We start from the raw sequence: 13,166 nt of genomic DNA on the forward strand, positions 1-13,166 counted from the left end.
CGGTGTAATTTTACTCAAAAAAATGGAAGAACGTGAAATGATTAATAATGAATTCAAAACAACATCAACTCAAGTTAAGGTAGTGCAGATTGCCAGTAAAGCTACCTTCTTATTTGAACGATTAATTAATAATAATCTGTCGCTTAATGTCACTCATTTCAACGAAAAAGAAGCTGATAAACGTATAGTGGATTGGTGTAAAGTTATTGCTAAAGGCGACCTGGAAGTATTTCATAAGCGTTTAGAATGGAGTAATTGGAATATTGAAACAATACGTGATTTATTTGGGACAGAGCCAATTTTTGATAGCCAAAACTTGCCAAATTGGGTAAAAACTTTATCAGACATTATCCACATCCTTTCAGAGTCTAATATCCAAAAGATATCTCCAAACGCCAGTGAACCGGAAAATCCCTATCCTTTTGAAGAAATATTATTAGCTCTAGTTGCAGTGGCACGTCAGAAATTACTAAATTGCTTAGGTTTTGACTCATTATCTCCAGACACTTTACCATTAAAGATACTTAGTGAAGCTGCTTACTTAAATCTAGAGAAAGCTTTACTGCAAAAACTATTTAATTTAAGTGCAAAAGCTTTAGAATTTGAATTTTCTATTTCTCGCAGTTTTGGCAAAAACTTTCTTAGCCAATTCATCAAGAACACGAAAAATGTGCATAGTACAGAGCTATATAAGACTTTTATTCAAAAGTCATTGGCTGACGGATTGTTAGGATTTTTTCAAAAGTATCCTTTGTTAGCTAGGTTCATTGTTACAACAATTGATTTTTGGGTAGAAGCTACAAAGGAATTTTTAGAGAGACTTGATGCTGATTTAGGAGAAATCCAGCAAAAAATTCATCCATTAGCAAATACAGAAAATTATCAAGCTTTTGATACAGTTATAGAAATTAAATCGGCTATATCTGACTCCCATAATCAAAATCGTTCTGTAATTGCCCTCACATTTGCATCAGGCAGAAAGCTAGTGTATAAACCCAAAAATTTAGGGTTAGAAGTTGCCTTTTGTCAGTTTTTAGAATGGTGTAATCAAGAATTAACATTAGGACAAAATCATCCCTCTTTAAACCTCAAAGTTTTACAAGTTATAAACCGAGGAGATTATGGTTGGGTGGAGTATATAGAGCAGAAACCCTGTGAAGATGAAGCAGCAGCACAGCGTTTTTATATCCGAGCAGGTATGTTGCTATGCCTGTTATATGTATTAGGAGGAACTGACTGTCACAATGAGAATTTAATAGCTTGTGGCGAAAACTTAGTGTTGGTTGATATGGAAACTGTCATGCAGCACGAAGCAAAATTAATGGGGGTTTCCTTAGACCAAAGTGCAACATCACTAGCCACTAATCAACTCTTTGATTCAGTCCTTCGCACTGGACTACTACCAATGTGGGAATTCGCTGCTAATGATTCCATAGCCTGCGATTTTAGCGGTCTTGGTAGTGTTGAGGTACAGCCAGTACCAATACCGATGCCAGTATGGAAATTTATCAACACTGATGATATGCACCAAGGGTATGAAAAACTTGACAGACCTTTAGAGGCGAATATAGCGCTTTTAAACGGGATGCCACTATCACCGAAAAACTACATAAATGAGTTAGTTATTGGCTTTGAACAAATGTATTGCTTCTTGATGAGACAAAAAGAAGTACTGCTAGCTGCTAACAGTCCACTCAATGTATTTCATGCTCAAAAAGTGCGATTTATCTTTCGTCCCACCAGAGTTTATGGAATGCTTCTTGGTCAGGTAATGACTCCAGAATTCCTTCAGCACGGACTTGATTGGAGTATACAAGTAGATGTCTTGAGTCGGTCATTTCTGACTAATGGGGATAAACCCTTGGCTTGGCAGATTCTTCTTGAAGAACTCAAGGCTATAAGTCAGTTAGATATTCCCTACTTCAGTGGTCTGGTTGATGGGGATACTTTACCTCTAGGAGAAGAGAAAGCTATAGTTGAGTATTTTAAAACATCCTGCTTGTCTCAAGTTAGATCAAGATTACAAAAGTTGAATGAAAATGACTTGGCACAACAACTGAGCATTATTCAATTGGCTTTTTATGCTAAAGAAGCACGAATTCTGCAAACAAATCCAAGTAGTTCTATATCACAGGAGGCAGAGTATGATTCTGCGCTCGTGTTGACATCAGCAGAATTGTTAGAGCAAGCACAGGAAATTGCCAGCGAAATTCAAAACCGAGCTATCTGTGGTGCTGATGATAGCCTGACTTGGATTAGTTTGACTTACGTCCTCAGTGCTGAACGATTCCAACTGATGCCCCTGGGCTATAGTTTCTACGATGGTAATTGCGGCATCGCTGTATTTTTAGCAGCTTTAGCTCGTGTGACAGGTAAAACGCTATATCGTGATTTAGCTTTGAGAGCTATACAGCCTCTGCAAAATTATTTGCAAACATCCGATACTAAAACAGACTTGGATACAGCGTTAAATCTGGGGATTGGAGGTGCTACAGGACTTGGTTCCATTATCTATAGTTTTGTCAAAATCAGCCAATTTTTAGAAGTGCCTCAGTTGTGTGCAGATGTCCAGCGATTTGCTAACTTAATTACACCTACAGCAATTTCTGCCGATCGCAAGTTTGACATTATTGGGGGAGCAGCAGGAGCAATTTTGGGACTTTTGGCACTTGCTCAAGAACAGCCGATGGTTTTAAAACAAGCGATCGCCTGCGGTCAGCACCTGTTAAAGTACTGCAACGAAGTGTTTGGGAAAACTTCAAATCTCAAGGGTTTAATTGGTTTTTCTCACGGTGCAGCCGGTATTGCTTACGCATTGCTGCGTCTCTATGCGGTCACTCAAGATACTGATTACTTGGATGCGGCTCGGATGGCGATCGCCTACGAAAATGCCTTATTCTATCCCTCAGTTGGTAACTGGCGAGAAATCACTCCTGTTTATGACCCTGCTTCACTGCCCGTTTTTTGGTCAACTTGGTGTCATGGGGCTCCTGGAATTGCTCTAGGGAGGTTGGGGAGTTTATCAATTGATCGTTCAGAGCAAATTCTGACTGATATTGAAGTAGCCCTAAAAACTACTCAAAACACTGCCTTACAAACTATCGACCATCTCTGCTGTGGTAACTTAGGACGATGTGAAGTCATGCTAGTAGCTGCACAAAAGCTTCACAATCCTGACTGGTATCAAGCTGCTCAACAGTTAGCAGCCATAGCAGTAGCACGAGCCACACGAAAAGGAAGGTATGAGTTGTTTGGTGACTTACCTAATTTTGTATACAATCCCTCTTTGTTCCAGGGGGCTGCGGGAATCGGATATCAATTACTACGACTAGCTTATCCAGAAGAACTGCCCTCAGTTCTGCTTTGGGAATAAGGCTGTCACAAAAGTAACAAATCTGAGAAAGAAAGGCAGAAGTTCGAGGGCAGAAGGCAAAAGGTTAGGAGTAACAATTAAAACTTTAGTTCTGGGTCTAAAGCCAGTTTAGATAAATAATTATACCGAGACTGCTTGCAGCAAGGTATAAAACGTCCTTGTTACAATCCCACTCTTTTAAGGGTGGGTTGCCTTCTGCCTTTTGAAAACAATTTACATACTGAAGCTACTGATAATACAAATTTGTCGGTAGCTTACTCAATTTTGAATTTTTAAACTGATAGCAATTTTAGAAATAAACCTTGTAAAGACGCAAAATTTTGCGGATATATTTTTTAAATTTTAATTTGTATAAATAAAAAATATCAAAGTAAATGTGATTACTCAACAAATAATATGTGATTGTTATAGATATTTTTAGCGAATAACATAATAAGTGTCAGTGCAAGAGACTAAATAGAAATACTAAATATAAAAAGTCTTTTGTACTGCAATGCTAATCAAAACTTCATCAATAGGAAAAAATAGTCATGAGCCAAGAAAACTTAGAACAATTTTACGTTCTTGTTCAAAATAGTGAACAATTGCAAGAACTGCTAGGAGCTACTGAGAACACAGACAGTTTTAATGAATTAGCAGTGAGATTAGGTCAAGACAACGGATACAACTTTACGATTCAGGAGGTAGATGCTTTTGTCACTGAGAATCTACAAAATGTGAATGCTGAACTCAGAGATGAAGAACTAGAATTAGTGGCTGGTGGGAAAGGTAAATCATGCCCACTAGATACACAGTTTACGGCTTGTTTCCTTAGAAGCGGTTGCTGGGGTAGTAAATGTTAATAATATTTCTCCACTACTGCTTAAATATAGCAAGTAAACAACGCTAGTTTTTCAATCTAGTATGACAGGGTGAAAATTCCCTGTCATACACACTCGCATCATTGTTATATAAGTATTTAATTTTTGACAATATGGTTGAACATGAAGTTTGTAACTATAGCAACATATCTAGAATAGTTTTATTTTTTATTGATTGACTTCAAGAAAACCTGTAAAAATATTCTTCTAATATCCAGTAATTACCATACATATCTCAAATTATAAAATAACTAAAAATTAGCTAAGAGATCGATAAAATGTATACATTGAATATCCTCAAAGATTCAACAGCAGTAATGTATGAAAAAATGACATTTCCAGCTTTTCAATATGTATTGCAAGAAATAAATTCCAAAGAATCTTTAATTGCGATCGCCGCTTCATATCAAGAGGAACCAGTTGGTTTGGTTCTGGCTGAGATTCGGACATACAATCAATCAGCCGAAGTTTTATCCTTATTTGTTGAACCTTCACACCGCTGTGCAGGAATAGGTACAAACTTATTAAACCGCCTAGAAACAGAACTAACCTACCGGAGATGTAAAAAAGTGGAGTTAGTTTATATGACTGGGAAATCTACAACCCCTGCATTAGAAAATTTACTTCACAAATGCGGTTGGACATCTCCACAACCTCGGATGTTAGTATGCAAAGGAGAAATGGAGAAAGGAATACAAGCACCTTGGTTAAAACAATATAGTCAACTTCCTGCTGCATATACCATATTCCCTTGGCGAGAAATTACAACACAAGAACGACAAGCAATTGAACGACAACAGGCGACTCAGCCGTGGATTCCTGAAGACCTAATTCCCTTCAAATACGATAAGCAGATAGAACCCTTAAACAGTCTAGGTTTACGCTATCAAGGACAGGTAGTAGGATGGCTAATTAGCCATCGAATTTTCCCAGACACCATTCGCTATACCTGTGCTTTTTGCAGACCAGATATACAAAAAAAGGGTCGGATGATTACTCTATTTTATGAAGCCGCTAAACTACAATTAAACGCTAAAATTCCTCACTTCATTTGGACTACCCCCATGAATCATCAATCTATGGTGGCATTTGTTAAATATCGATGCTTACCTTATTTAACTTCTATCCAAGAAACCAGAATCATCTCTAAATTATTGTTGGGATAGTACCTACCAAGATTCCTTTTGCATCTCTACTCAAGATTATAGACAACTATAGCAATCTGATTTAGCCCCTTCTTTAAATCACTCGTAAAGAAAAGCAAGGGAACAGGAAACAGGGAAAAAGTAATCAAAGTATAATGATTTTTTCAACAATAAAACAGGAGTTTTATAACTTATATATATGTTACTGAAAAAGCAACCCTTATTACCAAATAAATCACTAGAACGTCTTGCTTCTCCTGAAAGACTAGATCAGTTGATGCAAATAGTTAGTCCAAAAAGCTGGCTGACGTTAATTTCTTTGAGTTCATTAGTAATACTAAGTATTGTCTGGAGTGTTTATGGACGCATACCCATCACCATCGAAGGTAAAGGAGTATTAATTTACCCCCGCAAAGTCATACCACTAGAATCAAAAAGTTCAGGTCAATTATTAAATCTGAATATAAAAGTTGGAGATATCATCCAAAAAGGACAGCTTTTAGCAACCATTGACCAAACCTTACTCCACACACAATTGCAACAGCAAAAATCAAAACTCACAGAAATGACGGCACAAAATCAAGCCGCCAGCTTACTTCAAGGGCAGGGAAATACTCAGGACTACAAAACTATCCAACAGCAACGCCAAAATGCTCAACAAAGAATTCAAGAATTACAAGCTTTGTCGCCAATACTCAGAACCAAAAGCTTTGAATCTATTCAAAAACAACGTCTACAACTGCAACAGCGAGTTACAAAACTAGAAGCTTTAACTCCCATCCTCAAGCGTAAAAATCATGAATCACTGCAACAGCAGCGTCAAAGTTTTCAACAACGCATTCAGGCAGCTAAAGCGCAACTCCCTTTTATAGAAAAAAAAGTCAAAAGTTTTAAACAACTAGTACAGCAGAAAGTAGTTTCGGAAACTGAACTTTATCAAACTCAAGAAGAATATTTTAAAAAAGTTGAAGAAATTGCTCAGTTAGAAACCCAAGTTAAAGATTTGGAAGTTAGAGAAGGTGATGCCCAAGAAAGATATATCAACAACCAAAATGAAATTGCGAGCAACCTTGCTGACTTGCAAAAGCTAGAATTAGAAGAAACTAACGCAGATGAGGCTTACCTAAAAAATCAAAATGAAATTGCTCAACTTCGGGCAGAACTAAAAGATTTGGATAGCCGGGAAGCCAATCATGCTAAACAAAACTTGCAAGATTCAAGCAGTCGTAATAGAGAAATTCAAGAAGTAAAAAGAGAGATAGCTTCTTTAGAAGAACAACTGAATAGCAATAGTCAGATTATTAGCCAACATAGCGGACGAATTTTAGAAATAACTGTGACACCCGGACAGGTTATAAATGTAGGAACTCGTTTGGCAAATGTAGGTGCAGAAAACCCATCTAACAAGTTGCTGAGTGTCACTTATTTTCCCATAGCAGATGGGAAAAAAATTCAATCTGGGATGCCGATTCAAATTACCCCCCAAACTGTCAAGCGAGAACGTTTTGGCGGTATCGTTGGCAATATTAACGATGTTTCACCATTTCCAATTACTAAGGAAGCAGCCGCTAGTTTAGTGGGCAACCCCGAATTGGTGGAAGGTTTAGTGTCACAAAAACAAGAAGGTTTTTTACAAGTATTTGCTGAACTAGAGCAAGATTCTACGACTCCCAGCGGCTATAAGTGGTCTTCTTCTAATGGGCCGCAAATGAAAATCTCGCCCGGAACTACAACCGTTGTACGAGTCAAAGTCGAAGAACGCGCTCCCATCACCTTTGTTTTACCTATCTTGAGGTCAGTCAGTGGTATTTTTTAATGCTTATTTTAAGTTACCAATAAATCCTTTACAGCATTTACAAAAACTACTGCCTGGTCAAGGTGTGCGAGTCAAAACTCCTACTCTTTTGCAAATGGAGGCTGTAGAATGCGGTGCGGCTGTTTTAGGGATTGTTTTAGGCTATTACGGACGGATAGTGCCACTTGCAGAACTGCGTCGAGAGTGTGGAGTCTCGCGTAATGGCAGTAAAGCTGCAAAGATATTACAAGCAGCTAGAAGGTATGGACTGCAAGCGAAAGGCTATAAAAAAGAACTACACCAATTACAAAAACTTTGTCCTCCATACATCATCTTTTGGAACTTTAACCACTTCTTGGTGGTGGAAGGATTTCGCCATCAGCGAGTTTATGTAAATGACCCTAGCACTGGGCCGCGAACTGTTTCCCTCGCAGAATTTGAGGAGGGATATACGGGAGTGGTGCTGGTAATGGAACCAAGCAGCGAATTCACCAAAAGTGGTCGTAAATCCAGCATATTAAATGCATTATGGTCAAGACTGCAAGGCTGCACTGATGCTTTAGTTTATTGCTTGATAACTGGATTCTTTTTGGCCGTTGTCGGGTTAGCAATACCTGTGTTTAGCCAGGTATTTGTCGATGAAATCTTGGTTCAGGAACGACAAAACTGGCTGCGTCCTTTACTCTTGGGAATGTTTATTGTCGCCATACTTCAAGGAACTTTTACTTTACTACGATTGCGTTACCTGCGCCGTCTGAAAATTAAGTTAGCTGTAGGTATGTCCAGCCGTTTTATGTGGCATATTCTGCGTTTACCTGTGAATTTTTATGCTCAACGCTTTGCTGGCGAAATTAGCAACCGTACAACACTGAACGACCAAGTTGCTGATGTTCTTTCAGGAAAACTAGCAACTACTGCTATTGATGCAGTTATGATCATTTTTTACGCTTTGGTCATGTTCCAATATGACTGGTTGTTGACTCTTATTGCTGTTAGTTTAGCCTTAGTAAATATTTGGACATTGCAGTTGATTTCTAGACAGCGTGTAGATGCCAACCAGCGATTAATCCAAGAGTATGGCAAAGTAGCAGGTGTATCTATTGCTGCTATTCAAGCAATAGATACACTGAAAGCATCTGGGTTAGAATCAAATTTCTTTTCTCGGTGGTCTGGCTATTACACCAAGGCGGTAAATTCTCAGCAAGAACTAGGGGTAGTAAATCAAATATTTTCTGTCCTACCTACCTTACTTTCTGCTTTGTCTTCGATGTTGTTTTTAGTTGTAGGCGGTTTGCGGGTGATGGATGGACATTTGAGCATTGGGATGCTGGTAGCTTTTCAAAGCTTAATGCATAGCTTCCATCTACCTGTCAACAATCTAGTCAACTTTGGTAGCACTCTTCAAGAATTAGAAGGGAATTTAATCCGCCTTGATGATGTACTAAGTAACCCGATAGAAGAGGTAGGGGGGAAGGTGCAGGGGGCAGGGGACGGAGAGGGAGATTGCTCCCCCTCTGTCCCCTATATTCTTCCCAAATTACGAGGATATGTCGAGTTGCGAAACATTACATTTGGCTACAGTCCTTTAGAAGCACCTTTGATTGAAAACTTTAGCTTGGTAATTAAACCCGGACAGCGAATTGCATTCGTCGGTAGTAGCGGTTCTGGCAAGTCTACGATCGCCAAACTCATTAGTGGACTTTATCAACCTTGGTCAGGAGAAATTTTCTTTGATAATACACCCAAAGAACAGATTTCTCACCAGATAATCACTAATTCAGTGGCAATGGTCGAGCAAGATATCTCATTATTTGGGGGAACCATCAGAGAAAATTTAACACTTTGGGATGACACCATACCAGACAGAAATTTGTTGCGGGCTTGCCGAGACGCAGCTATTGAGGACGTAATTCTCTCAATGTCTGGAGAATTGGATGCAGAGTTAATCGAAGGTGGTGCTAATCTCAGTGGAGGTCAACGGCAAAGACTGGAAATCGCCCGTGCTTTAGCGAACAATCCCTCTATCCTAATTATGGATGAGGCCACCAGTGCCTTAGATGCAGAGACGGAAAAAATTATCGATGAAAATTTGCGGCGACGGGGATGTACTTGGATTATCATTGCCCATCGACTGAGTACTATCCGAGAGTGCGATGAAATCATCGTCCTCGAAGCTGGAAAGGTAGTACAAAGGGGTACTCATCAAAAGTTGTGGCAAGAATCGGGAGTGTATGCGAGATTAATTCGCATGGAAGAGGAGGGATGAGGGAGCAGGGGGAGCAAGAGAACAAATAAATAACTCTTACCTTCTAGTAGTCTGCCAACCCAAAAATGTTAGGTGGAGGTAGGCAGAGGTGCAGGGGTGCAGAGGAGAGTTCAATGTGCCTTGTTCTTTCCCCTCTGCCCTTGGGGCTAACCACCTTTGCATTGTTTCCTTGGCGTACTACTAACTCCTCACTGCTCACTTTTCACTCAGCACTCTCAGATACGTAAAAAAGTTATTTGCGATTGGTATAAGTGTAAATGCTAGAACAAGTGTATATTTTTAATAGCAATGAACCTATTCTTTTAAACAATCCTTCTAAAATTTGGGTAGTTGAAGATGGCTCGGTAGGCTTATTTGCAGTCAAAGTTAACAATAGCGTTGTGGAAGGCGATCGCTGTTTTTTATGTCAGATTAATCAAGGTGAAGCATTGTTTGGCACTGAACATACATCTAGCAATCAGGACTGTCAGATGTTGGCAGTGCCAATGGGAGAGACAAAATTCATACAAGTCAATCAGGAATTATTCTGTAAGTTAATCGCCAATGCGGATCAACAGGCGATCGCTTGGGTAGAAAATTGGTTACATAAGCTTGGTACTAGACTTTATCCGGTGGCTATACCGATGATGTCGGTGAGGGCTGGGGGTAAACCTCTGGTTGTTCTCCACAATGGTCAGACTTTCCAAGCAGAAGTAGGTTGTATCACTTGGGTGGAGATTCAACAGGGAACTGTCAGGTTTTTGGGATTTGAGGAATTAACCTTGACTGAGACAGCAGCAATTTTTCCGCTCAGTTCTTCGATGTGGTTAGAAGCGGTAGAAGAAGTACATCTGACTATTGCGCCAACTGCCAAACTTCTCAACCTAGATTCTCTACTTGCGGGACTGGCTTTGGTTCATAGCCAATTGCTGTACGGTATTTATCTTTTGGGTGAAGAGGAAGCAAAAGCAGAATTACAACGGTTAAGCGATCGCCAACATCTCAATCGTCGAGTTACACAAGAAGCATTAACCGAACTCGCATCAACCCTGAATTCTCAAAACCAAAGTTTTGTACCAGAAGGTGAGCCGTTGTTAGTAACTGCTGGTGCGGTAGGCAAGGCGATGGGGATAAAAATTTTCCCTCCAGCCTCCTCAGAAAACCTCCAGCAACTTCAGGAACCACTAGAGGCTATTGCTTTAGCCTCTCGCATTCGGATACGGCGGGTAATTTTCCAGGACAAATGGTGGGAGAAGGATTGTGGCCCGTTACTTGCTTACACCCAGCAAACCAACCAACCAGTAGCACTACTGCCAGTTTCGGCTACTCAGTATGAAATCTTAGATCCTGTGCAGCGAACCCGTATGAAGGTTGATCAACATATAGCTGCGACACTGGCTCCCTTTGCCTATATGTTTTATCGGTCTTTGCCAGATCGTGCGCTGAAGATTTGGGATTTGCTTCAATTCGCATTAAAAGGTCGGCAGCAGGATATTCTAGTTATTTTATTTACTGGTATTGCAGTCACATTACTGGGAATGCTGACACCAATTGCCACTGGGGTGATTATGGGCAATGCAATTCCCGATAGCGACAAGAAATTATTGTGGCAAGTAGGATTGGTTCTGTTGGTTGCAGCTTTAGGAGCAGCCCTATTTCAATTAGCTCAGGGGTTGACAATTCTGCGGATGGAAACGGCTGTTGATGTTTCCACTCAAGCCGCAGTGTGGGATCGGCTGTTAAAAGAGCCTGTGGCTTTTTTCCGACAGTACACCACTGGTGACTTGCTGTCCCGTGTATCTTCTATTAGTACAATCCGCCGCCAACTTAGTGGTAGAACCCTGATTAATCTCATTAGTAGTTCCTTCGCCTTGTTTTACTTGGGGTTGTTGTTCTACTACAATGCTAAGTTAGCCATAGTAGCTGTGATAGTCGCAATAATTACTGTTGCGGTGACTACAGTTTCTGGTTTACTTTTGTTGCATCAAGTCCGTCCCCTGCTAGAACTGCGGGGAAATATTTTTGGACAGACAGTACAGCTAATCAATGGCATTTCTAAATTACGTGTAGCTGGTGCTGAAGAACGCGCCTTTGGAGCTTGGAGTAAAAACTATAGTCAGCAAGTGAAACTAGAACTTAGTACCCAGCGTGTGGAAGATGCTGTTGTAGTTTTCAATTCTGTCATACCCGTACTGACATCGGCAGTACTATTTTGGGTTGCTGCTAGCTTGCTGGGGGAAGCTCAAACTTCAACCTCAGCAGGTGCAGGACTAACGTTGGGGGCTTTTCTGGCTTTTAACACTGCCTTTGGCAATTTTAGCCAAGGAACCACAGAATTGAGCAACACTCTAACAGAAACCTTGCAAGTTATTCCGCAATGGAAACGCACCCAACCAATTCTGCAAACTTTACCGGAAGTAAATTTGCGAAAAACCCATCCAGGGAAACTGATAGGCAAAATTTTTATAGATAATATCAACTTTCGCTATGACTGTGATGCTTCACTGACCTTGGATAAGGTTAGCATTCAAGCCGAACCAGGAGAATTTATTGCGATCACTGGGACTTCTGGCAGTGGTAAGTCAACTTTATTCAGGTTATTGCTTGGCTTTGAAACTCCTGAAGCTGGTACTATCTACTATGATGGTCACGATCTGTCTCGGCTGGATGTAGAAGCAGTACGCCGACAGATGGGTGTTGTTTTACAAAATGGTCAAGTTTTGTCAGCTTCGATTTTTGATAACATCACCTGCGGCGCGAGGATGACATTAGATGAAGCTTGGGAAGCAGCTTATCTGGCTGGATTGGCTGAAGATATCGCCAAGATGCCTATGTCTTTGCATACTGTGGTTAGTGAAGGTGGTAGCAATCTCTCTGGTGGACAAAGGCAAAGGCTGCTAATTGCTCGTGCTTTAGCATTGAAGCCGCGGATTTTGCTGTTAGATGAAGCCACCAGTGCTTTGGATAACACAACCCAAGAAATTGTCAGTCAAAACTTAGAACAACAAAAGGTGACTCGAATCGTCATTGCCCACCGCCTGAGTACAATTCGCAATGCTCATCGTATTTATGTACTGAAGGCTGGCCGAATTGTACAACAGGGTAACTTTGAAGAATTGGCTGCTGTTGAGGGATTGTTTGCCCAGTTAATGCGAAGACAGATGATGTATTAAATGTTAATTTAAGGATAAAGTTGTCACTTAAAGGATAAGTGCGATTCGTTGCATGTGACTTAGAGGTGAATGGCACCAAGAAAAGGGAAAATCGTTGAGGCAGCAGGGGTGCAGAGGAGCAGGGGAGAAAGAAGAAGTTTTAGGTATTTGCGTTCGGATATTTAGAAATTTCGCTCTGCTCCCCTGCCCCTCTGCAATCCTTACGCTGCACACTCTTCAGCTTAACTTAGTGCCATTCGACTTAGAGGTACATATTGCCGAAAATTAAAGGATAAGCTTGCTGAACCTAGAGCCTGACTGGTTTTGTGGCCAAATGCCCGTTTTGCGAGAGTGCGATCGCCTTTGGCGGGCGGTTATGCCATCGCAAAGCACAAAAATGATCGCATTGCCTACATTTAGCGTAGAACTCGCGGCAAGCTTATTCTTTAATGAAATTCGACCAATAATTAAGAATTAATCGAAATAATAATGCTTTCAGCCTTTACTGCGGCAAGCTTTTACTTTAAGTCACAACCTCTTTGCTCATGATAGTTGTGGCGGTGTGCTATCGAGATCACTGCCTCTATTTTTATGTA

General features: G+C 40.4%; 7 protein-coding genes. All 7 read left to right on the forward strand.

The features are described 5' to 3' along the window. The first annotated feature begins 22 nt into the window (after positions 1–22). The 7 genes from NPUN_RS34130 (at position 23) to NPUN_RS41230 (ending at position 13,048) form a co-directional block, all read left to right on the forward strand. A complete protein-coding gene (locus NPUN_RS34130) occupies positions 23–3,373 on the forward strand; it encodes a type 2 lanthipeptide synthetase LanM family protein (RefSeq protein ID WP_012412979.1) in 3,351 nt (1,116 codons plus the stop codon). Positions 3,374–3,903: 530 nt separating this feature from the next. Continuing rightward, entirely contained in the window at positions 3,904–4,215 is a 312-nt protein-coding gene (locus NPUN_RS38030) for a Nif11-like leader peptide family natural product precursor (protein ID WP_012412980.1), read from the forward strand. 296 nt (positions 4,216–4,511) lie between these two features. Beyond that, positions 4,512–5,399, forward strand: a complete 888-nt coding sequence (locus tag NPUN_RS34140; RefSeq protein WP_012412981.1) for a GNAT family N-acetyltransferase — start codon at positions 4,512–4,514, stop codon at positions 5,397–5,399. 178 nt (positions 5,400–5,577) lie between these two features. Then, positions 5,578–7,194, forward strand: a complete 1,617-nt coding sequence (locus NPUN_RS34145) for an NHLP bacteriocin system secretion protein (protein ID WP_012412982.1) — start codon at positions 5,578–5,580, stop codon at positions 7,192–7,194. After that, entirely contained in the window at positions 7,181–9,439 is a 2,259-nt protein-coding gene (locus tag NPUN_RS34150) for an NHLP family bacteriocin export ABC transporter peptidase/permease/ATPase subunit (RefSeq protein ID WP_012412983.1), read from the forward strand. The genes NPUN_RS34145 and NPUN_RS34150 overlap by 14 nt, the downstream gene beginning before the upstream one ends. 257 nt (positions 9,440–9,696) lie before the next feature. Beyond that, the gene (locus NPUN_RS34155) at positions 9,697–12,591 is read left to right on the forward strand and encodes an NHLP bacteriocin export ABC transporter permease/ATPase subunit (RefSeq protein WP_012412984.1); all 2,895 of its coding nucleotides are present in this window, start codon (positions 9,697–9,699) and stop codon (positions 12,589–12,591) included. A 277-nt stretch (positions 12,592–12,868) separates the two neighbouring features. Next, the gene (locus NPUN_RS41230; RefSeq protein WP_148220475.1) at positions 12,869–13,048 is read left to right on the forward strand and encodes a hypothetical protein; all 180 of its coding nucleotides are present in this window, start codon (positions 12,869–12,871) and stop codon (positions 13,046–13,048) included. The last annotated feature ends 118 nt before the right edge of the window (positions 13,049–13,166 follow it).

Source organism: Nostoc punctiforme PCC 73102, assembly GCF_000020025.1.
GTDB classification, from domain to species: Bacteria; Cyanobacteriota; Cyanobacteriia; order Cyanobacteriales; family Nostocaceae; genus Nostoc; species Nostoc punctiforme.

Bases quoted from the DNA above. Each gene is read 5' to 3' on its own strand.
- NPUN_RS34130 (WP_012412979.1), top strand. From the start codon at position 23: ATGGAAGAACGTGAAATGATTAATAATGAATTCAAAACAACATCAACT.
- NPUN_RS38030 (WP_012412980.1), top strand. From the start codon at position 3,904: ATGAGCCAAGAAAACTTAGAACAATTTTACGTTCTTGTTCAAAATAGT.
- NPUN_RS34140 (WP_012412981.1), top strand. From the start codon at position 4,512: ATGTATACATTGAATATCCTCAAAGATTCAACAGCAGTAATGTATGAA.
- NPUN_RS34145 (WP_012412982.1), top strand. From the start codon at position 5,578: ATGTTACTGAAAAAGCAACCCTTATTACCAAATAAATCACTAGAACGT.
- NPUN_RS34155 (WP_012412984.1), top strand. From the start codon at position 9,697: ATGCTAGAACAAGTGTATATTTTTAATAGCAATGAACCTATTCTTTTA.